We start from the raw sequence: 24,866 nt of genomic DNA on the forward strand, positions 1-24,866 counted from the left end.
CAAGTCGATCATGCTGGTTCTCTCCTAGCCGAGAAGGGCGTCGACCTTGGACGCGGCTTCGGTCAGGGCCTCTTCGACCGACTTGCGGCCGGCCGCGGCCTCGGTGAGCTCCTGGGTGACGGCGTCCTGCATCTCCTGCTGGCGGGCGATGACCGGCGGCAGCGCGATGCTGTTCAGCGAGTCGAAGACGGCCTGGCGGTTGGCCGGGACGGGGTCCTTCAGGTAGCCCTGCAGCACCGCCTGGTCGGACACCGGCGGCAGCTCCCACGAGCTGGCGATCCGGGTCGTGGCGGCCACGTCGGAGCTGCTCAGGAACTTGGCCCAGGTGTACGCCTCACGCGGGTGCTTGGTGGTGGCCGAGGCGGCGACCGAGTTGTGGAACACCGCGCTGGCCTTCTGGCTGTCGCCCGGCTCGACGACGACGTCCCACGTGAACGGCACGTCCTTCAGGCCGGCGAACTGCCAGATGCCGTTGTGCCACATCGCGAGCTTGCCCGACTTGAACAGGTTGGTGTCGAAGTCGGCGGTGCCGCCGATCTCGGCCTCGGTCGGCATCGTCTTGCCGACCTTGCCGACCAGCCACTTGGCGGCCTTGACGCCCTGCGGGCTGTCGAACGTCGACTTGCCGCCGCTCATGAACTCGCCGCCGGCCTGCTTGAGCGCCTTGTAGAACTCGAAGAACGTGACCGGCTGGAAGTCGCCGTACACCCCCTCGGAGGTGAGCTTCTCGGCGGCGGCCTGCTCGTCCTCCCAGGTCCAGTCGGCGGTCGGCAGCGGGACGCCGGCCTTCTCGAACAGGTCCTTGTTGTAGAGCAGGACGACCGTGGAGAACGACGCCGGGAGCGCGAACTGCTTGCCGTCGTGCTTGAAGGCGTTCAGCGACTCGGTGGCGTAGCCGGAGGTGTCGGTGTCGCCGCCGGCCGTGCCGAGGTCGAGCAGGCTGCCCGCGGTGGCGTAGGTGACGAAGTTCTCGTAGTTGAGCTCGAAGGTGTCGGGCGCGGTCTGGCCCGCGATGCTGGTCTGGAGCTTGGTGAAGTACTGGTCGTAGGGGGCCGTCTCCACCTGCACGTCGACCGTGGGGTTCTCCTTCTCGAACGCCGCCACGATCGTGTCGAGGTCCTTCACGTGGTCGGGGGCGGCGGAGAAGGTGAAGTAGCGCAGGGTGACCTTGCCGCCTGCGGCGGGCTCTTCCGTACGGGTCGCCGAGCCCTGGGAGCAGGCGGTGGCGAGCAGGGCGGTGATCAGGGTCGCCGCGGCGACCCGGGCTGATCCGGCCATGGGGGGTTCCTTCGGTTGTTATTTCAGCCCTGACTGGGCCACGGACGCGATGACGTGCTTCTGGGCGAACAGGTAGAGGACGAGGATCGGGACGACGCTGACCACCGACCCGGCCATGACGACGTTCCACTCGGTGGTGAACTGGCCGTGCAGGTTGGCCAGGCCGAGCGGGAGGGTCATGAACTCGGGCGACCTGATGATCACCAGCGGCCACAGGAAGCTGTTCCAGCTGGCCATGAACCCGAAGATGGCGAACGTGGCGAGGGCCGGGCGGATCAGCGGCAGCACGACCAGGGCGAAGATCCGGAAGTGCCCCGCGCCGTCGAGCACGGCGGCCTCGTCGAACTCCTTCGGCACCTGCCGGACGGCCTGCCGCAGCAGGAACACGCCGAACGCGGAGGCGATCGTCGGGGCCAGCACGGCGAAGTAGGTGTCGGTCAGGTTGAACGTCCGCATCTCGATGAACAGCGGCACGACCAGCACCTGGAGCGGCACCATCAGCGTCGCCAGGTAGACGGCGAACAGCGCGCCCCGGCCGGGGAAGGGCAGCCGGGCGAAGGCGTAGGCCGCCATCGAGCTGGTGACGAGCTGGAACACGGTCGAGGCGACGGCGATCCAGAGGCTGTTGAACATGATCCGCCAGAACGGCATGGTCTCCAGCAGCCGTTCGTAGGCGCCGAAGCCCGCGCCTTCGGGGGTGAAGTCGGGCGGGGTCTGCAGCACCGCCCCGGCCGGGGTCAGCGACGTGATCACCGCCCACGCGAACGGGAACAGCATGATCAGCGCGCCGAGCCCGACGACGACGTACCGGCCTGCTCTAGCCATAGTTCACCCACCGGCGCTGGCCCCGGACCTGGATCAGTGTGACCACCAGCACGACCGCGAACAGCAGCCACGACAGGGCGGATGCCGCACCGGCGCGGCCGTACTTGAAGGTCAGGTTGTAGACCTGCTCGACGACGACCTGGGTCGCGCCGGCCGGTCCGCCGCCGGTCATGACGTGGACCTGGTCGAAGACCTGGAACCCGTTGATCAGCGAGATGACGACGACGAAGAACGTGCTGGGCGACAGCAGCGGCAGGGTGATGCGGCGGAACCGCTGCCAGGCGTTCGCGCCGTCGACCCGGGCGGCCTCCAGGTACTCGTTCGGGATCGCCTGCAGGCCCGCCAGCAGGATGATCATCACGAAGCCGAGGTCCTTCCACGCCGAGGCGAGGATGATCGAGGGCATCGCCCAGTCGGGGTCGGTCCACCACCCGGGGCCTTCGAGGCCGACCAGGCCGATCGCCCAGTTAACGATGCCCGAGGCCGGGTTGAGCAGCCACTTCCACAGCAGCGCGACGACCACCCACGACGTGACGACGGGCAGGAAGTAGATCGCCCGGAACAGGTCGCGGCCCTTCATCGCCCGGTTGAGCAGCATCGCCAGGCCGAGGCCGCCCGCGTAGACGAGCGGCAGGTAACCGGCGATGAAGTAGAGCGTGTGCCCGAACGCGGCCCGGGTCTCCTCGCTGGACAGCAGGTCGGCGTAGTTGTCGAGGCCGACCCACTTCATCGGCGTGATCAGGTTCCACTCGTGCAGCGACGTCCACAACGACCCGGCCATGGGGATCAGGGTGAACAGCAGCAGCGGGACCGCGCTGGGCAGCAGGAAGACGGCGACGGTGAGGGCGTAGCGGAGACGCTTCCGCGGCGGGCGGATCGGCTGCTTGACGCTCGCGGCCGGCGGCGTCTCGGTGAGGGTCACGGGGTCGCCCCTATCAGCCGGGCCCGCACCATCCGGCCCTGCTCGCCCGCCGCGCCCTCGGTGTCGAACGGGGTGGCGAGCACCAGCGCGGCCGCGCCCTGGGCCCAGGAGGTGTCGTCCCAGCCCTCGACCTCGATCTCGATGTCGCGGCGGCCCGGCATGAGCTGGCGGCGGACCGCCGCGTCGAAGCCGGCGCGCCAGAACTCCCAGTGGGCGGTGCCCTCGCCCAGAACCACGACCACCTCGGGGTCGACGACGTTTATCAACCCGGCGGTCGCCCGGCCCAGGACCGCGCCGGCCTCGGCGAAGACCGCGCGGGCGGTCGCGTCGGAGGCCGCCAGGGCGCCCAAATCGTCGGCCGTCGCCACGGCGAGCCCTCGGGCGCGGGCCGCGGCCACCAGCCCGGCCGCGCCGACGACCGCCTCCAGGCAGCCGGACGCCCCGCAGCCGCAGACAGGGCCGTCGACGGCGACCGGCACGTGCCCGAACTCGCCCGCGCCGCCGCGCGCCCCCCGGTAGACCCGGCCGTCGGCGACGATCGCGGCGCCGACGCCCCGGCCGATCGTCAGGACGAGGAAGTCGCGGTGGGTGCGGCCCCGGCCGTAGAGGCGCTCGGCCACCGCCAGGGCGTTGACGTCGTTCTCCAGCAGGACGGGGAGCTTGAGGCGGCGGCGCAGCCGGTCGCCCACGGGCATGGCCTGCCAGCCCAGCGTGGGGGCGTTGCAGGTGCCGACGGCCTGGTCGTCGACGCTGCCGGGCACGCAGACCCCGACGCCCAGCAGCGGCGGCACCTTGCCGAGCACGTCGGCGACGGCCTCGGCCAGGTCGCCGAGCGCGTCGGGGGAGGAGGGGTCGAAGGGGCTCTCCCAGGAGCCCAGGACCTCGCCGTCGAGGCGGACCTCGACGATGACCAGGTGCTCGGCCGTGACCTTCACCCCGAGGGCCCGGCCCGCCGTGCCGGCGAGCCCCAGGCGCTGGGCGGGCCGGCCGCCGCGCGACGGCTGGAGGTCGAGCTCCTCCAGCATGCCCGCCGCCATGAGCGCCTTGGTGAGCTGGGTGACCGTCGCGGGGGAGAGGTCCAGCTCCTTGGCGATCTCGGTGCGGCTGAGCGGCCCGACCGTGCCGAGCAGGGCCAGGATCGCCGTCCGCGTGAGATCGCCGCGATCGGTCGCAGCCATCGGGCTCACTTTCTTTATTGGTAAAGTTAGTCCCGAAATATGGCTGCTCACGTGGGCACTGTCAAGGGTCCGAAACCAGATCGAAACCTCAGTGCCGGGCGCACGGGCGGACCACCGCGATCGGGCAGCGCGCGTGCCGGAGCACCCGGCGGCTGACCGAGCCCATGACCATCGATCCGGCCCGGCCCCGGCCGTGCGAGCCGACCACGACGAGGTCGGCCTCCCGTGACGCGTCGACCAGCGCCTCGACCGGATGCGCCGAGCGCAGGTCGTCGAAGACCGGCAGTTGCGGGTAGCGGGTGCGGAAGGTGGCGAGCTGGCTGGTCGCCACGGCCCGCTGGCCCGCCCGCACCGCGTTCAGGTCGAACTCGATCTCGGGGGCGTAGGGGTGGGTGGGCAGCGACCAGGCGTGCAGGGCCCTGATCTCGGCGCCGTGCAGGTCGGCCTGCTCGAAGGCGTAGGAGATGGGGGCGGGGCAGTCGGCCGTGTCGTCGAGGCCGACCACGACCTCGCCCGCGCGCCGGCCGGGCGGTTCGCGCACGATGATCACCGGGCCGGTCGCGTGGCCCGCCACCTGCATGCTGACCGAGCCGAGGATGCTGCCGGCGGTCCGGCCCATGCCCCGGCTGCCCAGCACCAGCCCGGCCGACTCGTCGGCCAGGCGGCGCAGCACGTCGGCCGGGCGGCCCTCGACGTTCTCCAGGCGCATCGGCAGGCCCGGACGCCGGTCGCGCGCGGCCTTCTCGGCCTCACTCATGATCCGGCAGGCCACGTCGGCCAGCGCCGCGTCGAGCTCGGGGGAGTCGGCGAGCTCGTAGGGGGATCGGTCGACGACGTGGACGATACGCAGCCAGGCGCCCCGGCGGGCGGCGTCGTCGGCGGCCCATTCGACGGCGGCGAGCGACGTCGCCGAACCGTCGACACCGACTGTTACATCCCTCATGACTCCCCCTTGGTCTCCGCCCTCTCTCCCATGACAACGCTTGAGCTGGGCAAATCCCTAGGGTCGAAAGTCCCTAACCAGACAAGGAGTGACTTTGGTCCCTATCTAGCCACAAAAGGGATGAATAGGTTTGAAGACATGATTCGGGTATTCCTTGTGGACGATCACGAAGTGGTGCGGCGCGGCGTGGCCGCCCTCCTGGAGGCGGAGGACGACATCCGCGTCGTCGGCGAGGCCGGGTGCGTCGCCTCCGCGGTCGCCCGGATCACCGCCCTCCGGCCCGACGTGGCGATCCTGGACGTGCGGCTGCCCGACGGCAACGGGGTGGACGTGTGCCGCGAGGTCCGCAGCGCGCTCCCCGACCTGCCCTGCCTGATGCTGACCTCCTATGCCGACGACGACGCCCTGTTCCAGGCCGTGATGGCCGGCGCGTCGGGTTACGTGCTGAAGCAGATCCACGGTTCCGACCTGGTGGGCGCGGTGCGGGCGGTGGCCGGGGGCCGGTCGCTGCTCGATCCGAAGGCGACCACGACGATGCTGCGCCGCCTGGGCGAGCGGCGCGACCCGCTGGCCGCGCTGACCGACCAGGAGCGCCGCATCCTTGAGCACATCGGCCAGGGCATGACCAACCGGCAGATCGGCGACCAGATGTTCCTGGCCGAGAAGACGGTCAAGAACCACGTCTCGCGGCTGCTGGGCAAACTGGGCATGCAGCGCCGGACCCAGGTCGCCGTCTACGCGGCGAAGATGCAGTCGGACGGGGTCAGCTGAGCGGGACCCGCCACTGCAGGTGGGTGCCCCTGCCTTCGCGCCGGGCCACCTCGAAGCAGCCGCCGAGGTTCTCCGCGCGCTCGGCCAGATTGCGCAACCCGCTGCGCCGCCCGTTGGGCGGCAGCCCCACCCCGTCGTCGTCGACGGTCAGCGTCACCTCGTCGCCCGCCTCCAGCGACACCTCGACCCGCTTCGCCGCGGCGTGCCGGACCACGTTCGACAGCGCCTCCCGCAGCACCGCCAGCACGTGGTCGGCGATCTCCTCGGGCACGCCGTAGTCGAGCTGGCCGTCCAGCCGCAACATCGGCCGGAAGCCCAGGTCCCCGTACGACTTGTCGACGATCTCGGCCACCCGGGCCCGCAGCCCCGACTCGTCGGGTCCCAGCGGGCCCTGGAGGGCGAAGATCGTCGCCCGGATCTGGCGGATGGTCGCGTCGAGCTCGTCCACCGAGTGCCTGACCCGGGCCGCCGCCTCGGGGTGCTCCATCAGCCGGACCGTGCTCATCAGCGTCATCGCCACCGCGAACAGCCGCTGGATCACCACGTCGTGCAGGTCCTTGGCGATGCGGTCGCGGTCCTCCAGCAGGCTGATGCGCTCGGCGTCGCGCCGCGCCTCGGCGAGCTCCAGTGCCACGGTGGCCTGGGCCGCGAACGACTTGAGCATCTCCAGCGAGGAGGTGGTGAACGGGATCCGGCCGGGCCGCTTCCCCAGGCCCAGCACCCCGCGCACCGAACCGGCGTTCCCCAGCGGGATCGCGGCGGCCGGCCCGATGGGCAGCCCGCCGATGGTCTCCCATCCGGCGGCCGTCATGTCGTTGACGATCAGCGACTCGCCCGTCTTGTACGCGTGGCCCGCCAGCGACGTGTCGAGCCCGATCTCCCCGCCGATCAGCCCGCCGAGGCCCTCGGCGACCAGCGCCCGCAACGAGGTGCCGCCGTCGACGGGGAAGAACACCAGGGCCGTGTCGGAGTCGGCCATCTCCTTGATCCGCTTGGCCACCTTGGCGAGCACGTCGCCGGGCCCGTCGCCCGACAGCAGGCTCGTCGTCACCTCGGCGGTGGCCTGCAGCCAGAGCTCGCGGCGGCGGGTCTCCTCGTACATGCGCGCGTTCTCGATCGCCACCCCGGCGGCGGTCGCCAGGGCGACGACGACGGCCTCGTCCTCCTCGTCGAAGTCGGCCCCGCCGCGCTTCTCGGTCAGGTAGAGGTTGCCGAAGATCTCGTCCCTGACCCGCAGCGGCACCCCGAGGAAGGACCCCATCGGGGGATGGTCGGCGATGCGGGACAACCGCAGGGGTTTCGGCTCCTTGATCAGCTGGTCCAGCAGGCCGAACTCGTGGGGCCAGTCGCGGATCCGGGCGGTCTCCGTCTCGCTGAGCCCGGCGGGGAGGAACTCGACGAGGCTGTGGTCGTCGCCGATCACGCCGAGGGCGCCGTAGCCGGCGTCCACGAGGCGGGTGGCGGTCTCGACGATGCGCCGCAGGACCGTCTCGAGTTCGAGGTCGCCGCCGATCAGCACGACCGCTTCGAGGAGGGTGTGGACCCGGTCTCGGGTGGCGAGCACGGCGTCGAGCCGGGCCTGGAGCTCCGAGAGGAGGTCGTCCAGTCGCATGCCGGGGATCAATTGACGGGCCATAATCCCATCTTGCTTCGCATAATTGGACAAAATGCCCCGCGTTGGGTCAGCAGATCCGATGAAGCGACGCCCCTGGCTGATGGGGGATGCAACCGGAAGTCAAGTCCCGGCGTGGACTCCCGGTACGGTGATCTTCCGCGAACGCGGACGACCGTGAGCAGGGGGCCTCGCGATGGATGATCCCGAACGGATCGGCGACTACGCGATCGCCCGCAAGCTGGGCAGCGGCGGCCAGGGCGTCGTCTACGAGGCGTACGACCCCGCCGGCGAACGGGTCGCCCTGAAGCTGCTCCACGGCGCGGCGGGCATCGCCCGCCCGGTCGAGAAGGAGATCGCCGCCGCCCGGCGGGTGGCCGCCTTCTGCACGGCCCGGGTGATCGCCGTCGACCTCACCGGCGCCCGGCCCTACGTCGTCAGCGAGTTCGTCGACGGCCCCAGCCTCACCCAGGCGGTGGCCGACCAGGGCCCCTTCGAGGCCGACGCGTTACGCCGCCTCGCGGTCGGCGTCGCCACCGCGATGGCGGCCATCCACGACGCGGGCGTCGTCCACTGCGACCTCAAACCCGACAACGTGCTGCTCGGCCCCGACGGGCCGCGCGTGATCGACTTCGGCATCGCCCGCATCGTCGACAGCTCCCTCACCGCCTCCCGGGGCGTGATCGGCACCCCCGGCTACATGGCCCCCGAGCTCTTCTCCGGCGGCCACCCGACGGCGGCGGCCGACGTGTTCGCCTGGGGCGCGGTGATGGTCTTCGCCGCCTCGGGCCGGGCGCCGTTCGCGCGCGAACACGTCGCGGCCGTGATCAACGACGTGCTCCGGTCGGAGGCCGACCTCGGCGCGCTGACCGAACCGCTGCGCTCCTGGGTCGGCGCGGCCCTGTCGAAGGACCCCGCCCGCCGCCCCACCGCCCACGAGCTCCTCATCGGCCTGCTTTCCGGGGAACACGGCCGGTTGTCGGCCGCCATGGACGAGGGCCGCGAGGTGGCCGCGCCCATCGGCGTGCGCGTTTCCCGGCCGCCGCTGGGCGACCTGGCGGAGGACGCCTTCGCGCAGGTCCCCGCCGACGCGCGGCCGGTCGCGGAGCAGCTGTTGCTGCGCATGCTCGACGGCGACCGGCTGGTCGGCGTCGACCCGGCGGAGCTGGGCGACTCCCGGGTGTTCGCCGCGGTCGACGTCCTGACCGCGCGGAAGGTGCTCAGGGCCCGCGACGGCGAGGTGGTCCTGGGCAACCCGGCCCTCCGCCACGCCTGGCCGCGCCTGCGCGAATTGATCGCGGAGGAACGCGCCGGGCTGGCCACCTACCAGCGGCTCCGCGACGCGACCCGCACCTGGGACCGGCACGGCCGCCGCGAGAACGACCTCTACGACGGGGCCGCGCTGGAATCGGCGACCTTCTGGGCGGCCACCCTGCGCCGGCGGCTCGAACTCACCCCGGCCGAGCGCGACTTCCTCGCCGGCAGCGGGGGCCTCGGCCGCAAGCGGCTGCGCCGCCGCCGCGCCCTGACGTTCGTGCTGGTGGTCCTGCTCGTGGCGACCACGGGCCTGGCCGCGCTGGCGGAGATCAACCGGCGCGGCGTCGAACAGGCGCAGGTGCTGGCAGTGGCCCGGGAGCAGGCCGCCCGCGCCGAGACCCTGCGCGACACCGACCCGGCCGAGGCGATGCGCCTCACCGTGACGGCCGCCCGCGGCGCCGACCTGCCGGAGACCCGCGCCGCCCTGCTCGGCTCGCTCGCCCAGCCGAGCCTGGCCCGCCGCACCACGCGGGCGGTCGGGCTCGGCCAAGACGGGCGCTCGCTCGTCGAGGTCCGCGACGGCACGGCGGTGATCAGCGACGCGGCGACCGGGAAACGGCTGACGACCGTGCCGGGGATCGAGGGCGACGTCGTGCACGCCTGGTTGTCGGGCGACCGGCGCTGGCTGGCGTCCATGAGCTGCGGCGACCAGTTCTGCCGCGAGAACGCCAGGATCGCCGTCCGGCGGACCTCCGACGGCCGGCAGACCGGGGCCGCGACGATCCGGGAGCAGTTCCTGGAGCCGCAGCAGATCTGGTTCGACGCGTCGAACCGCCTCGTCCGGCGCACCCCGTGCGGCCGGCCGGGGGTGCTGGTCGGGCGGCGTACACCCGGCACGCTGGCCGGCTGCGCCGACGACACCGGCTTCGGCGTGCACGACCTCGCCACCGGGAGGATCGTCTCCCACCGCCGTCCCACGGGCGGCCGGTACGCGGAGTTCGCCACGCTCAGCCCCGACCGGGGGCTGCTCGCGGTGCAGCTCCACCACGACGCCGACGACCGGTCGCCGATCCAGATGTGGGCGGTGGACGACCGGGGCGTCCTGGTGCGCGACGTCGCGTACGCCGCCCACCCCGACTACGCGACCCCCACGATGGACAGCGGCTCGAACGAGTGCGGGCCCACCTCCCTGGTGTTCGACGAGTCGGGCGAACGGCTCGCCGGGGAACGGTGCGGCCTGGTGGCGGTCTGGAACCGGGTCGGCAACGGCGGCTGGTCGCCGACGATGCCGGCCGAGTACGAGCCCGGCACGGTGCCCATGGAGGTCGTCGCGAGCGTCCCGCACCCCGTCGGGGCCCGCCTCGGCTTCAGCCCCGACGGGGGCACGCTGACCCTGGCGTCCGAGGGCGAGGTCCGGCTCCTGGACACCTCGACCATGGCGCGGCCCGGCGGGGGCGCGACCACCTTCGACCACCTCCGGACCCCCCGGATGCAGGCGGCGTTCAGCCCCGACGGCGCGCTTCTGGCGATCATGGACCAGTCGGAGCTGCGCCTGATCGGCACCCGCACCGGCGAGGTGATCGCCGGTTTCCGCGAGCCGTGGGTCTCGCCGGAGTTCCGGGCCCCGCTGCAGGGCGGGGGAGCGCCGCCGATGGTGTTCTCGCCCGACGGGCGCGTGCTCGCGGTGAACGGCGCCGGCGCCGAGGTCGTGCTGATCGACACCGGCGCCGGGCGCGTCCTGCGCACGATCACCCTGCCGCACGCCCGGAAGCCCGCCGGCGAGCCCGGACTCGGCGACCTCCTCGCAATGGCCTTCTCGCCCGACGGGTCCCTGGTCGCCGCGATCACCCACATCGAGGACGAGACCTCCCCCAACTACGGGTCGAGCCTGCTGGTCTGGCGTGTCCGCGACGGCGAGCGGGTCGACGAGGTGAAGGAGGTCATCGGCCACACGCTGACCTTCGCCGCCGACGGCGCCACCCTCTACGTCGGCCACCCCGACCACGGCGTCTGCACGGTCCGCCCGGCGGCCGGGCAGACCGACTGCGGCTTCCGCATGCCCGGCTACGTCACCGAGAACCTCGCCCGCACCCCCGACGGCGGCCGCCTGCTCCTCGGCGTCGCCGACGGCTCGCTGGCGATCTGGAACCCGAGGACGCGCGAGGTGGAGGACCGCGTCATGCGCGGCCACGCGGCCGAGAGGGTGGTCACCGCCGCGTTCAGCCCCGACGGGACGATGCTCGCCACCGGGAGCGACGACGACACCGTGCGCCTGTGGGACGTGCGGGCGCGGCGCTCCATCGGCCTGCCGTTCCAGCACGCGGGCGACCTGCTGGCGGTCGCCTTCGACGCCGACGGCCGGACGGTGCGCACGGCCGACGCCTCCGGGGCCGTGCACGCGTTCCCGCTGGACACGCCGAGGATGCTGGAGGCGGTCTGCCGCCGGGTTTCCTGCCGGCCCTGATCGTGTCCGTCGGGGAGGTTGCGCGGGCGGGGCGGGCAAGGGATCTTGCTGTGGGTACGCCGGTCCCCCTACAGGAGATCCCCATGACGCTGCCCCTCCACATGCGCCGCCAGGGCTTCGACCCCGACCCCGACCTGGCCGCCGTGCGCGCCGAGCCGGGACTGACCAAGGTGCCCACCCCCTATGGCCGTGACGCCTGGCTGGTCACCCGCTACGACGACGTGCGCGACGTGCTCAGGAACGCCGAGCTGTTCAGCTACGGGCACGGCATCAACCTGCCGCCGATGAGCGAGGAGCAGGCCAACCGCCTCAAGGCGGGCGCGTTGCTGATGATGGACCCGCCCGACCACACCCGCTTACGCCGCATGCTCACGCCCGAGTTCACGATGCGCCGCATCCGCCGCCTCGAACCCCGGGTCAGGGAGATCGTCGCCGACCACCTCGACGCGATGGAGCGCGCCGGCGCGCCCGCCGACCTGGTCGCCGACTTCGCCCAGCCGATCCCGTCGCTGGTCATCTGCGAGCTCTTGGGAGTGCCCTACGCCGACCGCGCCGACTTCCAGACGCGGTCGCACACCCTGCTCGACTTCAACCAGCCGCCGGAGGTGCGCGGGCAGGCGCAGGTGGCGTCGTCGGCGTACATGGGCGAACTGGTCGCGCGGGCCCGGGTCGAGCCGGGCGACGACCTGCTCGGCATGCTGGTCCGCGACCAGGGCGACGACGTGACCGACGCCGAACTGGTCGGCCTCGGCGGCCTGCTGCTGCTCGCCGGGCACGAGACGACCGCCAGCATGATCGGCCTCGGCACGCTGGCCCTGCTGCGCCACCCCGACCAGCTCGACCTCGTCCGGAAGGACCCGGAGAAGGTCGACGGCATGGTCGAGGAGCTGCTGCGCTGGCTCACCATCATCCACACGGGCGCGATCAAGGTCGCCGCCGCCGACACCGAGATCGGCGGCGTCCCGGTCGCGAAGGGCGACGCCGTCGTCGTCTCGCTCCCCGCCGCCAACCGCGACCCCGCGCTGACCGACGACCCCGACGCCTTCGACGTCACCCGCCGCGACCTCGCCCACGTCGCCTTCGGCTACGGCGCCCACCACTGCATCGGCGCACCGCTGGCCCGCATGGAGATGCGCATCGCCTTCCCGGCCCTCTTCGACCGCTTCCCGGGCCTGCGCGAGGCGGGCGAGCCGGTGTTCCGCTCGTTCAACGTCGTCTACGGACTGTCGAACTTCCCCGTGGCCTGGTAAGAGTTCTCGCTCCGTTACGGCTCCGTCGTAGAAATTCTTGCTCCGTTACGGCTCCGCCTACCATGGCGCCGCCCGCCGCCCCCAGTGGCGGGCGGCGCACCGGCGCTCCGCACCGCTCACCGCCCTCGCCGCAACGGGCCTCAGCTCTCAGTGGCCCGGTCACGCCAGGTCGACACGCCCTCCGTGGTGAGGAAGGCGTCGAAGACCATCTCCGCGGTGCCGATTCGCGGGGCCGCCGCACCCAGCCGGGAGGCCGCGATCAGGCCCGGGTCGCCCCGCCGGAACGCCATGAGCCGCTCCTCGCACCCGGCGATCACCACCGGAGCCGCGACCTCGTGAATCCGGGCGCCGAGCCCGGAGAGCGTCACCGTCCGGGGGTCGTGCGCGTTGACGAGGGAGCCGATGCCGCGCCCGAGCGCGTGCGCGACCGTCTCGACCGCCCGCCTGCTCCCGGCGTCGCCGGCGGCGGCCCGCGTGATCAGTTCCCCGGCGTGGTGGAGGCGCCGGTGGACCGGCACGTCCCGCGCGCCGATCAGCGCGTTGGCCCCCACGTCGAGATCCCAGCACCCGGCCGACCCGCAGGGGCACGCCGCGTGGGGATCGCCCGCCAGGGGCAGATGGCCGAACTCGCCCGCCACGCCGTGGGCGCCGGCCAGCGGCCGCCCGCCGACGACGAGCGCCCCGCCCACGCCCAGGGACACGTGCAGGTGGAGGCCGAAGTCGACGCCGCGCAGGGCGCCCCGCCGCGCCTCGGCCAGCGCCGCCAGGCCGGCGTCGTTGCCGAGCAGGACGGCGGGGCCGCCGTCGAGCCGGAGCAGGGAGATCAGGTCGACGTCGTGCCAGCCCAGGTGGATCGCGTCGATCACCCGGCCGTCGCGCACCGCGGCCGGGACGGCGACGCCGACCCCCACCACCCGCCCGGCGAGGCCGGCCACGCACCGCCGCAGCGCTTCAGAAAGGGCGGCCAGCACCTCCGAGGCGAGCCCGGCCGTGTGGTGGCGGCAGTCGAGCAGCCGCGACGCCCCGCCCAGCTCGGCGGCCGAGATCGACCAGGAGTCCTCCCGCAGGTCGACGGCGAGCGCGAGCGGCCCATGGGGGTGCGGCCCGACCAACTGGGTCGGCCGTCCGCGCGGCCGCTCGGCCGGCGGCTGTTCCCGCACCATGCCGGCCGAGACCAGCTCGCCCATCAGCACGGTCGCCGTACCGCGGGCCAGCCCGAGGTCACGGGTGAGCTGGGAGCGGGTGAGCTCCCCGCCCCCGGCGTGCACGGCACGCAGCAACCGGGTCAGGTTGTGGAGCCGCAACTCGCTGCTCGTCGTGGGTGCGTGCACGCCCCCATTGTGGCAGCGGTTCCCACCCCTTTATGCTCTCGGCAAGAGCAAAATATCGATGGGGTGGCGATGAACGACTTCTGCGCGGTGCTGTTCGATCTCGACGGCACACTGGCCGACTCCGACGCCGCGGTGGCCCGAGCCTGGGCCGCCTGGTCCGCCAAGCGCGGCGTCGACCTTGAGACGATCATGCGGGTCTCGCCGGGACGTCCGGGCGTCGAGACCATCGCCGAACTCGGCGCCGGCCTGACCCCGGCCGAGGTCCTGGCCGACGCCGAGGAGAACCTGCGGATGGAGGAGGCCGACCTCGACGGCGTCTCGGCCGTCCCGGGAGCCCTCGACCTGCTCGCCTCCTACGAGGATCTCGGCGTGCCCTGGGCCATCGTGACCTCCTGCCCCCGCCCGCTGGCCCTGGCCCGCATCGGCGCCGCCCGGCTGCCCCGGCCCCGGGTGATGGTCACCGCCGACGACGTCACCCGGGGCAAGCCCGACCCGGAGTGCTATCTCCTCGCGGCGGAACTCCTCGACGTCGAGGCCCGCCGCTGCCTGGTGGTCGAGGACGCGGTGGCGGGCGTGCGCGCCGGCCGGTCCGCCGGGATGACGGTCGCGGGGGTACGCGGCGTTCCCGGCGCCGACCTCCACCTCACCGGCCTGCCGGATCTGACGTCCCTCGCCGGACGCTGCGCGCACCGGCACGCCGTCGATGCCTGAGCGGCTCGCGCTGTCGATCTACTACGGCCTGGTCGGCGTGCTCAACGCGTTGTGGGTGGCCACCCTGCCCGCCGTCGATGAGCGGCTGGCGCTCGGTCCGGGCCGGATCGGCACGCTGCTGCTGCTCATGGCGGTGGGCGCGCTCGCCGCGATGCCGTTCGCCGGGCGGGTGGCCGACCGGTGGGGCAGCCGCCTTCTGCTCCGGCTCGTGACCCCGGTCTGCGCGCTCGCCCTCGGCGGGGCCGCCCTCGCGCCGTCCTTCGGGGTGCTGGCCGTCGCCGTCGTGCCGCTGGGAGCCGCCACGGGCGTGGTCAACATCGCGCTGAACGTGCACGGCGTCCAGGTCGAACGACGGCTCGGCAGGCCCGTGATGGGCAGCCTCCACGGCGTGTGGAGCCTGGGCGGGGTGGTGGGCGGCGCGGTGATCACGGCGGCCCTGGCGGCCGGGGCCGAGGTGCGGACGCTGATGGCGTCGGGGGCGGTCACGCTGCTGGTGTCGTCCCTGCTTCCCGGCCGCTGGTTGCGCGCAGGTCTCCCGGACCGGGCCGACGGCTCCGACGGTCCCGGGTCACCCGTGGCGATGGGTGCGGGCCTGGTCGCGCTGATGGGGTCGGTGGTCTTCGCCGCGTACCTCAGCGAGGCGACCGCCACCGACTGGGCCGCCGTGCACGCACGATGGGAGCTGGCGGCCGGACCGGCGGCCGCGTCGTTCGTCTACACCGCCTTCGCGACCGCGATGACGGTGACCCGGTTCCTCGGCGACCCGTTGCGGGCCCGGCTCGGGCCGGCCCGCACGATGAGGCTGGCCGGAGCCGTGGCGTCCACCGGATACGGGCTGGTGCTCGTCGCTCCGCTCGCCGGAACGGCCGGTCTCGCCTGCGTGGTCGCGGGCTGGAGCCTGGTCGGGGCGGGCATGGCCATGGTCGTGCCGGTGATCTACAGCACCATCGGGGCGGCCGCGGGCCGGCCGGGGCGGGTCCTGTCGGCCGTCACCACGGTGAGCTTCGGGGGCGCTCTCACCGGACCCGCGGTCATCGGCTACGTCGCGGAGATCCGGTCTCTGCAGACCGCGCTGGTCCTCCCCGCGGTCTTCGCTCTGTACGTCACCCTGGCGGGTCCGGCCGCCATCCTCAGCGTGGCACGCGCACCGTCTCCACCCACCCCGGAGGAGGCGGCGGGTTCTCGCCGATCAGAGCCGCGATGAGCCGGCCCGACTCCGGCTCGCCGGGCCACGGCGTGTGGCCGTCGGTCAGCACGATCACCACGTTGGGGCGGTCGCGGCCCGCCAGGGCGGCCGTGATGCCGACGCGCATGTCGGTGCCGCCGCCGCCCGCCAGCGTGACCTGCTCGGCCGAGGTCACCCGCGAGACCGCGTGCACGTCGGCGTCGCAGGCCAGCACCGTCACCCGGTTGCCGTGCACGCCCACCTCACGCAGCACCCCGGTGATTTCGGCCAGCGCCGCCGCCAGGTCGTCGTCGCCCATCGAGCCGGAGGTGTCGACCACGATCGCCACCCGGGGCAGCGGCCGGCGCAGGCTCGGCAGCACCACCCCGCGCAGCGCGGCCGAGCGCCGCGACGGGCGGCGGTAGGTGTAGTCGACCGCGCCGCCCGCCCAGGCGACCGCCTCGCGGACCGCCCCGGTCAGCACCTGCCGCCAGTCGACGACCGGTTCGAGGACCTGCTCGGCCCACCGCGCCCAGCCGTGCGGCAGGGTGCCCCGCGAGCGCCGGTGCGCCCGCATCGCCTCGGCGGTGTGCCGCCGCAGCGACTCGGCCTCGACCGGCCCGACGCCGGGCACCCCGTCGGCGATCTCCCACTCCGACGGTCGGCCGTGCGCGCCCGACCCGCAGTCGACCAGGTGGTCGTGCGGCGGCAGCAGCGGCACGTACTCCTCGAACAGGCGCCCGGTGGCCAGGCCGAACAGGCGCGGCTCCATCCGGCCCGCCGGCAGCGGCAGCCGGTCGGCGAGCAGGTCGTCGTTGATCTCGCAGTCCTGCGCGACGTTGACGCGCAGCCGGTCGCGCTGGTCGGCGGCCGGCAGCCGGGCGGCCCGGCCGTGGTGGTCGCGGAGCAGGTGGCTGACCTCGTGGATCCAGACGGCGGCCAGTTCGTCGACGGGCGTGGCGTCGACGAACGCGGGGGAGACGTAACAGCGCCAGTGCGCGTCCACGCCCATCGTGGGCACCCGGGCGCTGGGGACGATCGAGAGGGCGTACAGGGCGGTGGCGAAGTAGGGCCGGTCGGCCGCCGCGCGGTAGCGGGCGGCCAGCAACTTCACCCGGTCCATGCTCAGAGCGCGCCCGACAGCTGGAGGAGGTCGACGAAGGCGTCGATGCCCGGGGGCACCGGCCAGCTGAGGTCGCGCATCGCGGCCAGGTCCATCGCCGCGCGGGCCGCGACGTCGGGCACGCCCGCGTCCACGGCCTTGGCGAGCACCACCCACCCGGCCTCCCAGCGGCGCCGGGTCAGGTCGCCCTGCACTGCCGCCACGACCGCCGTCAGGAAGGCGAGCTGGCGGTCGCCGCGTTCGGGGAGCTGGAACGCGGCCGGGTCGGCGAGCACCCGGTCGGGGTCGGGCAGGTCGAGTTCCTCCAGGTAGGAGATGAGCTCGACGCCCGCGCCGTCGCCCACCGCGCCGACCACCGCTGCCGCCAGGGCCTCCCGGCCGGTGCCGCTCGCGTAGGCGACGGCGAGCAGTTTCAGCGCCATCTCCCACGTGCGGGGCGAGGGCCACGCGCCGCCCCGGCTCTCGGCGTCGGCGGGCAGGTGGTGGACCAGGCCCGGACGCGCGGTCAGGAAGCCCGAGATCGCGCCCCGGGCCCGCGCCACCGCGCCGGAGACGCGCGTCGCGTCGATCGACGGGACGCGGGCGGCCGGCCAGGTCCCGGCCAGGCCGCGGGCGACGGTCCGGGGGTCGTGCGTCCAGCGCAAATGCACGAACCGGTTGGCCAGCGGCGGGCTCAGGTGCCAGCCGTCGGCCGCGCTCGACGGCGGGTTCGCGGCGGCCACGACGCGCACCGGCTCGGGCAGCTCCAGGCTGCCGACCCGGCGTTCGAGCACCACCCGCAGCAGCGCGGCCTGCACGGCGGGCGGCGCCGACGACAACTCGTCGAAGAAGACCAGCCCCCGGCCCAGCGTGGTCACCCGCACGGCCCAGTCGGGCGGCGCCATCGGCACCCCGGTCGCGGCCGGGTCGTCGCCGACGATCGGCAGCCCGGCGAAGTCCGACGGCTCGTGCACGCTCGCGATGACCGTCTCCAGCGGCAGCCCGAGCCCGGCGGCGAGCTGCTCCAGCCCGGCCGACTTGCCGATGCCCGGCTCGCCCCACAACAACACCGGCAGGTTCGCCGCCACCGCCAGGGCGAGCGCCTCCAGCTGGGCGCTGGCGGCCGGTTCGGTGCGGAAGACCCGCAGCCGCCGGTTGATCTCGTCGGCGGCGGCCAGGCCGCCGAGGTCGCCGTTAATCCTCGTCCTCGTCCCAGTCGTCGTCATCGTCGTCGTAGCTCTCGTAGCCGACGCCGATGCCGGGGTGGTCGCGCTCGATCTCGTCGCGCAGGGCGACCAGGTCGCGGCGGCGGCGCCGGCGGATGAGGTCGGCCATCGACCAGTCCTCCCAGTCGGTCGCGTCGATCCGCGCCCCGGCCGCGCGCAACGCGTCGACCAGCGCGGGCGACCCGTAGGAGGCCACGGCGTGCAGCAGCGGCGTGCGTTCCTGGTAGTCCTCGCCGTTCACGTCCAGGCCCGCCGCCAGCAGGCGGGGCAGCAGCACGGTGTGGTCGACCAGGTGCAGCAGGTGCATCAGGGTGCGCTGGCGGCCGTCGCGGACCCGGGGGTCGACGCCCGCGTCCAGGAGCCGGAGCACCGCCGGGGTGTCGCCGTGCTGGGCGTGCAGGAACAGCGCCCAGCGCTGGGCGCGCAGCCTGCGGGGGAGCCGGCCCTGGCCCGACGTCCACGACTGCTCGACCGCGAAGCAGCCCGAGACGGCCCCGCCGAGGGCGCGCATGGCGCGTTCGCGGCGCCGCTCGTCGGCGCCGTGCTCCAGCTGGAGCCCCCCGCCGCCCGAGACGACCTGGTGCCAGACCCCGCCGCACCGCACCCTGACCGGCTCGGGCAGCGCGGGCTCCGGCGGGCCCGACTCGGCCGGCGGGAGATCCGGGCAGAGCGCCTCCCTGACCAGCGGGTGCAGGTCGCCGGGGGTCAGCAGACCGGCGTCCAGCAGCACCCGGTCGGGCAGCGTCGCGTCGGCGCGGTCGCCGAGTCCGGCGGTGTGCCGGGCGTCCCAGAAGTGCCGCTCCGACGTCCAGTCGACCTGGGTGATCATGTACGGGTCGTCGTCACCGTCGTCGGCCGGGACGAGGTCCAGCTTCAGCCGCTGCGGGCCCTCGCTCAGCTGGGGCGTGAACGCCTGGAGCTGGGTGTCGCCGTAGCGGGCCAGCTTGACGTGGTGGTGGGTGCCCAGCGTGCCGCCGCCGTTGCCGCTGCGCGGCAGGTGCCAGCGCAGCAGTTCCGGTACGAGATTCCGCAGGTCGTCGGCGAGCGCCGGGTCCTTCTCCGCCAGGGCCGGGTCGAAGGCCACGTCGACGGCGGCGGCCGCGCAGGCGCCCTGCCAGTCTCCGGCCCGGCGGCGTTCGGCCGACCGCTCGATCATCCAGCGCGGGACGGCGTAGCGGCGGGCGTGCCGCCAGCGGCTCAGTTCGTCGCGGTCGTTCCTGTCGTAGATCATCGGAACAGGCTGCCGATCGCGACCAGGTCGGGGTGGCCGGGACCGGCCGGGCGCAGCCGCGCCGTGAACGACCGCTTCACCTTGCGGGGCAGGCCGGGGCCGAGGCCGACGTACTCCAGCCGGGTGTCCTCCGGTACGCGGGCCAGCAGGCCCTTCGCGCCGCGCCCGGTGAGGCCGGTGTGCCGCAGCTCCAGGCGGCGCAGCGGGCTGCCGGGCAGGGCGGCGGCCAGCACCTCCGCTCCGACGTCGCCCGTGGTGTTGGCGGGGGCGCCGAGGCTGCGCTCCGACGGCGGGCGGCCGAGGTCGAGCGACTCGATGCGGTCGAGCGCGGCGGCCAGCGCCGTCGCGCCGTCCGGTCCGATGCCGTTGCCGCCGAGGCCGAGCCTGACCGGGCGCGCCGGGTCGCCCGCGGCGGCCAGCACGGCCGCGCCCTCGTCGCCCAGGTGGTTGGCCGGGAGGTAGAGCTCCCGCACCCCCGCCTCGGCGACCAGCCGCGCCAGCAGCGGCGCGTCGGCCGGGCCGATGCCGTTGCCGCCGAGGAACAGCCGCTCCAGCGGCGCCTCGCGGCGGACCAGGGCGTCGGCCAGCACCTCCAGCGAGGCCGACGACAGGCCGGTGTTCACCAGGTCGAGCGTGCGCAGCGTGTCGTTGCGGACGAGCATCGCGGCCAGCGCCCGCACGCCGTCCGCGCCGATCGGGTTGCGCTTGAGCCACAACGCCCGCACGCTCCGGTCGCCGCCCAGCCGGTCGGCCAGCGCCGCCGTGCCCTCGGGGCCGATGCGGTTGCAGCCCAGGTAGAGGGTGCGCAGGGGGTGCCCGCCGGCCAGCGCGCCCGCGACCGCGCGGGCCCCCTCGTCGCCGATGGCGTTGGTGCCGAGCAGCAGGTGGACGGCGTGCGGCGAGGCCGTCGCCGCCGGCAGCAGCCGGGCCACGCCCGGGGCGCCGAGACCCTGCTTGCACAGGTCGACCCGGCCGTCGGGGCGCAGCGCGCCGAGCGGGAAGATCTCGTCGGCCGCGACCGCCCGGGTGTCGGCCAGCCGGGCCAGCAGCGGGTCGAGGGCCGCCGCCTCGGCCAAGGGCACGTCGGGGTGCTCGATCGCCGGGCAGCGTACGGGCACAGGCTTCACGGTCACCACTCCACCGATCGGTAGTCCTTCAGGAAGAGTCCGGAGACGGGGTCGCCGCCGACCCCCCGGACGACGGGGTCGTACACCCGCGCGGCCCCGTCGATCACGTCGAGCGGCGGCCGGAAGCCGCTTGCCGCCCTCTCGGGGTGGGGCCGCTCGTCGGTGCACCACCCGGTGTCGACGCTGTTCATGTGGATGCCGCTCGCGGCGTAGTCGGGGGCGGCGGTCCGGGTGAGCATGTTGAGCGCGGCCTTGGCCATGTTCGTGTGCGGGTGCCGGACGGTCTTGTTCGCCCGGGAGAAGCTGCCCTCCATCGCCGACACCTGCACGACGTAGCGGTCGGGATGCGGCGAGGCTTCGAGCAGCCCCCGCAGCCGCGAGGTGAGCAGGAACGGCGCGAAGGAGTTCACGAGCTGCACCTCCAGCCACTCGGCGGGGTCGACCTCGTGCAGCCGCAGGCTCCAGCTGTTGCGGTCGCGCAGGTCGAGCGGCTCCCCGGTCTCGTCGAGCATCCCGGCGGGGAAGAGCGCCTCGAGGTCCGGGACGGCGGTGAGGCTCTCCGGCGCGGTGGCACCCGCGACGCCGATGCCGGGTGAGGCGGCGATCGCGGCGGCACTCCCGGCGTTGTCCAGGCGGATGCCAGCGGCGGCGCCAATCGAGGTGCCGACCGCGCCGCCGATCGAGGTGCCGATCGAGGTGCCGATCGAGGCGGTGGACGCCGGGCGGTGGCCGGTCGTGCGGCGGATCCGGGCGGCCAGGCCCTCCAGCGGGACGTCCTCCGCCGCCAGCACCTCGCGGTGGTAGGCGGCCGGGCGGCGGATCGTCTGGGCCGCGTTGTTGACCAGGATGTCGAGGTGGTCGAAGCGCTCGTGCACGGTCTCCAGCAGGCCCGCCACCCCGGGCAGGTCGAGCAGGTCGACGCCGTGGACGTGCAGCCGGTCGAGCCACCGGTCGGCGTCGGGCACGGCGGCGTAGCGGCGGGCCGCGTCGGCCGGGAACCGGGTCGTCACTAACACCTCGGCACCGTCGCGCAGCAGCTTCAGCGCGGTGTGGAAGCCGATCTTCACCCGGCCGCCGGTGACCAGCGCCCGGCGTCCGCGCAGGTCGCAGCGGGCGACCCGGCGGGCCAGGTTCTCCTCGGCGCAGGCCGGGCAGAGCCGGTGGTAGACCGAGTCGACCCGGTCGTAGGCGGCCTTGCACACGTAACAGCGACGGGTGCCGATCAGCGGCCGTGACCCCGCCGGGGTGTCGACCGGCGGCCGTGAGCCCGTCGGGGTGTCGACCGGCGGCCGTGACTCCGTCGGGGTGCCGACCGGCGGCCGTGAGCCTGGCGGGGTGCCGACCGGCGGCCGTGAGCCCGCCGGGGTGTCGACCGGTGGCGCGGAGCCGGGGTTCTGGTCGCGGTGGCGTTCGGCGGCGGCGGTGACGACGTCGTCGTGCCGGCGGCGGTCGGCGTTCCTGGCCGCCTTGCGGGCCTTCTTGTCGGCCCGGTAGACCTGCGCGGCGGCCTCGCGGACCCGCGTCCAGCGCTCGTCGCCGGGATCGGCCGCTCGGGCCTCGGCCAGGACCCGCAGGCAGGTCTCGACGTCAGAAGCCACGCGCGTCCCCCTCTGGCAAAAAAGTGACACGGCCGACCGGATTCGAACCGGCGTCCTCCGCATCGCTTTGGGGCGCGACGACCTCTGCGCTACGACCGTGTCGCCGGAAGGCTAGCGCACATCTCCGACATTCCGGATCTTGTCCGCGTGATTCGCGGAGTGCGCACGATCGGCCGGATTCGAACCGGCGTCCTCCTCATTGGCTACAAGGCGCGACGACCTCTGCGCTACGACCGTGCGCCCGAACACTAACGTGTCAATCCCCCGGCTTCCGACACATGCTGCTTAACCTGGGAAAACTGTCGTATTCGGGGGAGCATGCCATGCGCAAGTCGCCGCACATCACGTCGCTGGGGAAGGTCCGGCCCACGTTCGAGAACGACCTGGGGTCCGTCACCGTGGTCGACGAGAAGGTGCTGCCGATCCTCGACGGGCTCTCGCTGAAGCGGGTGTTGCTGGAGCCGGGCGCGATCCGCGAGCCGCAGTGGAACGTCAACGCCAACCAGCTCGGCTACGTCGTCTCGGGCACGGTCCTGGTGTCGATCCTCGGCAACGCCGACGCGTTCTCGTCGTTCGTCGTGCGGCCGGGGCAGATGTACCACGTCGAGTCGGGCGCGGTTTACCACATCGAGAACATCGGCGCCGACCGCGCCGAGCTCGTGCTGGCCCTGCGCAGCGAGCGGCCGCAGCACTTCTCGGTGCGCGACAGCTTCACCGCGATGACCGACGCCGTGCTCGGCAACACCTTCGACCTCCCGGCGTCGGCGTTCGCCGCGTTCGACCGGTCGCCGGCCCAGCAGATCGTGCGCCGCGCCGGATCGGTCGACGTGGCGCCGACGGCCAAGCTGCCCAACGCCAAGCTGTTCGACATCGAGAGCCAGGCGCCGGTGCTGACCTACTCCTACGGCGACGCGCGGATGGCGCGGCACCAGTTCTGGGCCGCCCTCGACGACATCTCCATGTACTCCCTGCGCATCAGGGAGAGCGGCATGCGGGAGCCGCACTGGCACCCGGTCACCGCCGAGATGGGCTACGTCGCCAAGGGCCACGCCCGCATGCGCGTGCTCGACCCCGATCTGAGCCTGGACGAATACCTCCTCGGCCCCGGCGACCTCTATTTCGTGCCGCGCGCGTTCCCGCACCACATCGAGGTCATCGGCGACGACGAAATCCACTTCCTCATCTTCTTCGACCAGCCGATGCCCGCCGACATCGGTTACAAGGCCACCGCGACCGCCTTTTCACGGGAGGTCCTCGCCGCGAGTTTCGCCATTCCCGAGAGAGAACTCCCGCAGTTGCCGTTCACTCCCATCGACCCGCTTTTCGTGCCGCGCCGCAATCCCAGCGACCCCGTGGGCAAATAGCGCCAGCAGGGAGAGCGTCAGGGTGAGCCGGAGGTCGGCGTCCAGGAAAAAGGAGACGCCGGCCAGCGCGGCGCAGGCGCGGACCTTCGCGCGGTCGGTCGTCACAGCAGCATCGTGATCGGCAGCGAGCAGCCCAGCAGGGCGACGACCGCCGCCGCCGTGCCCGCGATCCAGGTCGTGAGGGGCGCGTTGACCAGCGGGCCCATCAGGTCGCGGTCGCGGCAGAAGTACACGAGCAGGAACAGCACCACCGGAACGCCGAGCGAGATCACCACCTGGCTCAGCACCAGCAGGTCGGTGAGCGAGACCCCGGACAGCAGCGCCAGCACGGCCGGGGTCATCGTCACGACCCGGCGCGCGTGGACGGGCACCCGCACGTTGAGGAACCCGCGCATCACGACGTCGCCGGCCAGCGTGCCGATCCCGGACGACGACAACCCCGACGACAGCAGGGCCACCGCGAACGCCAGCGCGGCGAAGCCGCCCACGCGGGCGGCCAGTTCGGCGTGGGCGGCCGACAGGTCGCCCGTCCAGGTGCCGCCGCTCGCGACCCCGAGCCCGGCGCCGAGCGCGATCATCGACACGTTGATGACGGTGGCCACGCCGAGCGCCAGCGAGCAGTCCCACCTTAGGATGCGGCGCACCAGCGCGGGCTGCGCGCGGGCGGCCTCGGTCGACATGCCGCGCCCCTGCACCAGGGCGGAGTGCAGGTAGACGGCGTGGGGCATGACGGTCGCGCCGACGATGCCCATCGCCAGCAGCAGCGCCCCCGGCCCGCCGAGGCTCGGCACCAGCCCGGCCGCCAGGCCGCCCGCCGACTGGTGGCCGGTGGCGACGATGTCGTAGCCGACCCCGGCGCCGACGAACATCAGCGCCGCCGCGCTCATCAGCTCGAACGGCCGGGTGCGCCCCTTGCGCCGCAGCTCCAGCAGGGCCAGCGAGATGACCGCCGTGGTGATCGCCGACAACCACACGGGCATGCCGAACAGCAGCTGCATCCCGATGGCCGCCCCGACGAACTCGGCCAGGTCGGTGGCGAGCACGACGATCTCGGCCTGCGCCCACAGCAGCAGGCTGCCGCGCCGGCCGAACCGCTCGCGGCACAGCTCGGGCAGGTTGAGCCCGGTCGCCATGCCGAGCTTGGCCGCCTGGAACTGCACCAGGATCGCGACCAGGCTGGCCAGCACCACGACCCAGACGAGCAGGTAGCCGAGGGTCGCCCCGGCGGTGAGGTTGGTGGCCACGTTCCCCGGATCGACGTAGGCGATGGCCGCGACGAACGCCGGGCCCAACATGGGCGCCAGCGCGGGGACTTTCCGAGTTGATGGCCGGATGCCGGATTTAGCGGGATTGGGGCGAGCAATCACAGTGATTTCCCTAATTGTTGGGTATTGGAAATCGCCACACCGAGTCAAATGTTCCCGTAGGAGGTAAGCGGTGAAACTCGGCCCCATTAATTGCGCATTTACGATAAATCTGGATATGTTCGGTTAATGGCCGATATGAGCAAG

19 protein-coding genes and 2 tRNA genes are annotated in these 24,866 nt (G+C 73.4%); 6 read left to right on the plus strand and 15 right to left on the minus strand.

From position 1 onward, the window contains the following. Positions 1-24: 24 nt before the first annotated feature. The 5 genes from AW274_RS18510 to AW274_RS18530 form a co-directional block, all read right to left on the minus strand. Positions 25-1,278, minus strand: coding sequence for an ABC transporter substrate-binding protein (locus AW274_RS18510; protein WP_062433635.1), 1,254 nt, complete (start codon positions 1,276-1,278; stop codon positions 25-27). A gap of 18 nt (positions 1,279-1,296) precedes the next feature. Next, complete coding sequence (locus AW274_RS18515) at positions 1,297-2,103, minus strand: carbohydrate ABC transporter permease (protein ID WP_062433639.1); 807 nt, start codon at positions 2,101-2,103, stop codon at positions 1,297-1,299. Continuing rightward, positions 2,096-3,025 carry a carbohydrate ABC transporter permease gene (locus AW274_RS18520; RefSeq protein ID WP_232320174.1) on the minus strand — a complete coding sequence of 310 codons (930 nt, stop codon included), beginning with the start codon at positions 3,023-3,025 and terminating at the stop codon, positions 2,096-2,098. Before AW274_RS18520 ends, AW274_RS18515 begins: the two co-directional genes overlap by 8 nt. Next, positions 3,022-4,203, minus strand: coding sequence for an ROK family transcriptional regulator (locus AW274_RS18525; RefSeq protein ID WP_062433641.1), 1,182 nt, complete (start codon positions 4,201-4,203; stop codon positions 3,022-3,024). Before AW274_RS18525 ends, AW274_RS18520 begins: the two co-directional genes overlap by 4 nt. Positions 4,204-4,291: 88 nt before the next feature. Further along, positions 4,292-5,146 (minus strand): universal stress protein, encoded by an 855-nt coding sequence (locus tag AW274_RS18530; RefSeq protein WP_062433644.1) that lies wholly within the window; start codon positions 5,144-5,146, stop codon positions 4,292-4,294. 120 nt (positions 5,147-5,266) lie between these two features. On the opposite strand from AW274_RS18530, the gene AW274_RS18535 reads away from it, so the two are divergent. Continuing rightward, positions 5,267-5,917, plus strand: a complete 651-nt coding sequence (locus AW274_RS18535) for a response regulator (RefSeq protein ID WP_062433663.1) — start codon at positions 5,267-5,269, stop codon at positions 5,915-5,917. On the opposite strand, the gene AW274_RS18540 is transcribed toward AW274_RS18535, so the two are convergent. Then, positions 5,910-7,529 (minus strand): GAF domain-containing sensor histidine kinase, encoded by a 1,620-nt coding sequence (locus AW274_RS18540; protein ID WP_269750583.1) that lies wholly within the window; start codon positions 7,527-7,529, stop codon positions 5,910-5,912. The two genes, AW274_RS18535 and AW274_RS18540, sit on opposite strands and share 8 nt — an antisense overlap. A gap of 196 nt (positions 7,530-7,725) precedes the next feature. On the opposite strand from AW274_RS18540, the gene AW274_RS18545 reads away from it, so the two are divergent. Further along, positions 7,726-11,250, plus strand: a complete 3,525-nt coding sequence (locus tag AW274_RS18545) for a serine/threonine-protein kinase (protein ID WP_062433670.1) — start codon at positions 7,726-7,728, stop codon at positions 11,248-11,250. Positions 11,251-11,333: 83 nt separating this feature from the next. Beyond that, a complete protein-coding gene (locus AW274_RS18550; RefSeq protein ID WP_062433671.1) occupies positions 11,334-12,500 on the plus strand; it encodes a cytochrome P450 in 1,167 nt (388 codons plus the stop codon). 140 nt (positions 12,501-12,640) lie between these two features. Here the strand turns inward: AW274_RS18550 and AW274_RS18555 are convergent, their stop codons facing one another. Next, positions 12,641-13,831 (minus strand): ROK family protein, encoded by a 1,191-nt coding sequence (locus tag AW274_RS18555; RefSeq protein WP_062433673.1) that lies wholly within the window; start codon positions 13,829-13,831, stop codon positions 12,641-12,643. Between the two features lie 69 nt (positions 13,832-13,900). Here AW274_RS18555 and AW274_RS18560 point away from each other — a divergent pair, with 69 nt between their 5' ends. Together AW274_RS18560 and AW274_RS18565 are read left to right on the plus strand one after the other, a co-directional pair. Further along, entirely contained in the window at positions 13,901-14,542 is a 642-nt protein-coding gene (locus AW274_RS18560) for an HAD-IA family hydrolase (RefSeq protein WP_062433675.1), read from the plus strand. Then, on the plus strand, positions 14,535-15,746 hold the full coding sequence (locus AW274_RS18565) for an MFS transporter (protein ID WP_063813434.1): 1,212 nt from the start codon (positions 14,535-14,537) through the stop codon (positions 15,744-15,746). Before AW274_RS18560 ends, AW274_RS18565 begins: the two co-directional genes overlap by 8 nt. Here AW274_RS18565 and AW274_RS18570 read toward each other — a convergent pair. From AW274_RS18570 to AW274_RS18600, 7 genes are all read right to left on the minus strand, one after another. Continuing rightward, on the minus strand, positions 15,673-16,830 hold the full coding sequence (locus tag AW274_RS18570) for a vWA domain-containing protein (RefSeq protein WP_083974457.1): 1,158 nt from the start codon (positions 16,828-16,830) through the stop codon (positions 15,673-15,675). The two genes, AW274_RS18565 and AW274_RS18570, sit on opposite strands and share 74 nt — an antisense overlap. Positions 16,831-16,832: 2 nt before the next feature. Next, complete coding sequence (locus AW274_RS18575) at positions 16,833-18,035, minus strand: AAA family ATPase (protein WP_062433676.1); 1,203 nt, start codon at positions 18,033-18,035, stop codon at positions 16,833-16,835. Beyond that, positions 18,004-19,266, minus strand: coding sequence for an ankyrin repeat domain-containing protein (locus AW274_RS18580; RefSeq protein WP_062433678.1), 1,263 nt, complete (start codon positions 19,264-19,266; stop codon positions 18,004-18,006). The genes AW274_RS18575 and AW274_RS18580 overlap by 32 nt, the downstream gene beginning before the upstream one ends. After that, a complete protein-coding gene (locus tag AW274_RS18585) occupies positions 19,263-20,393 on the minus strand; it encodes a leucine-rich repeat domain-containing protein (protein WP_232320175.1) in 1,131 nt (376 codons plus the stop codon). The genes AW274_RS18580 and AW274_RS18585 overlap by 4 nt, the downstream gene beginning before the upstream one ends. A gap of 2 nt (positions 20,394-20,395) precedes the next feature. Then, positions 20,396-21,991, minus strand: coding sequence for an SDR family NAD(P)-dependent oxidoreductase (locus AW274_RS42040; RefSeq protein ID WP_062433681.1), 1,596 nt, complete (start codon positions 21,989-21,991; stop codon positions 20,396-20,398). A gap of 27 nt (positions 21,992-22,018) precedes the next feature. Beyond that, a tRNA-OTHER gene (locus AW274_RS18595) sits at positions 22,019-22,090 on the minus strand. A gap of 65 nt (positions 22,091-22,155) precedes the next feature. After that, positions 22,156-22,228 (minus strand) — tRNA-Gly (locus tag AW274_RS18600). Between the two features lie 86 nt (positions 22,229-22,314). On the opposite strand from AW274_RS18600, the gene AW274_RS18605 reads away from it, so the two are divergent. Beyond that, the gene (locus tag AW274_RS18605) at positions 22,315-23,355 is read left to right on the plus strand and encodes a cupin domain-containing protein (protein ID WP_062433684.1); all 1,041 of its coding nucleotides are present in this window, start codon (positions 22,315-22,317) and stop codon (positions 23,353-23,355) included. Positions 23,356-23,456: 101 nt separating this feature from the next. On the opposite strand, the gene AW274_RS18610 is transcribed toward AW274_RS18605, so the two are convergent. Further along, on the minus strand, positions 23,457-24,650 hold the full coding sequence (locus tag AW274_RS18610) for an Nramp family divalent metal transporter (RefSeq protein WP_062433686.1): 1,194 nt from the start codon (positions 24,648-24,650) through the stop codon (positions 23,457-23,459). Positions 24,651-24,866: the final 216 nt, after the last annotated feature.

This window comes from Herbidospora daliensis, from assembly GCF_001570585.1.
In the GTDB taxonomy this organism is placed as follows: domain Bacteria; phylum Actinomycetota; class Actinomycetes; order Streptosporangiales; family Streptosporangiaceae; genus Herbidospora; species Herbidospora daliensis.

Coding starts and splice junctions, on each gene's coding strand:
- AW274_RS18515 (WP_062433639.1), bottom strand. CDS start 2,103: ATGGCTAGAGCAGGCCGGTACGTCGTCGTCGGGCTCGGCGCGCTGATC.
- AW274_RS18560 (WP_062433675.1), top strand. CDS start 13,901: ATGAACGACTTCTGCGCGGTGCTGTTCGATCTCGACGGCACACTGGCC.
- AW274_RS18570 (WP_083974457.1), bottom strand. CDS start 16,830: ATGGACCGGGTGAAGTTGCTGGCCGCCCGCTACCGCGCGGCGGCCGAC.
- AW274_RS18575 (WP_062433676.1), bottom strand. CDS start 18,035: ATGACGACGACTGGGACGAGGACGAGGATTAACGGCGACCTCGGCGGC.
- AW274_RS18610 (WP_062433686.1), bottom strand. CDS start 24,650: ATGTTGGGCCCGGCGTTCGTCGCGGCCATCGCCTACGTCGATCCGGGG.
- AW274_RS18605 (WP_062433684.1), top strand. CDS start 22,315: ATGCGCAAGTCGCCGCACATCACGTCGCTGGGGAAGGTCCGGCCCACG.
- AW274_RS18510 (WP_062433635.1), bottom strand. CDS start 1,278: ATGGCCGGATCAGCCCGGGTCGCCGCGGCGACCCTGATCACCGCCCTG.
- AW274_RS18540 (WP_269750583.1), bottom strand. CDS start 7,529: ATGCGACTGGACGACCTCCTCTCGGAGCTCCAGGCCCGGCTCGACGCC.
- AW274_RS18530 (WP_062433644.1), bottom strand. CDS start 5,146: ATGAGGGATGTAACAGTCGGTGTCGACGGTTCGGCGACGTCGCTCGCC.
- AW274_RS18550 (WP_062433671.1), top strand. CDS start 11,334: ATGACGCTGCCCCTCCACATGCGCCGCCAGGGCTTCGACCCCGACCCC.
- AW274_RS18525 (WP_062433641.1), bottom strand. CDS start 4,203: ATGGCTGCGACCGATCGCGGCGATCTCACGCGGACGGCGATCCTGGCC.
- AW274_RS18565 (WP_063813434.1), top strand. CDS start 14,535: ATGCCTGAGCGGCTCGCGCTGTCGATCTACTACGGCCTGGTCGGCGTG.
- AW274_RS18545 (WP_062433670.1), top strand. CDS start 7,726: ATGGATGATCCCGAACGGATCGGCGACTACGCGATCGCCCGCAAGCTG.
- AW274_RS18580 (WP_062433678.1), bottom strand. CDS start 19,266: ATGATCTACGACAGGAACGACCGCGACGAACTGAGCCGCTGGCGGCAC.
- AW274_RS18535 (WP_062433663.1), top strand. CDS start 5,267: ATGAATAGGTTTGAAGACATGATTCGGGTATTCCTTGTGGACGATCAC.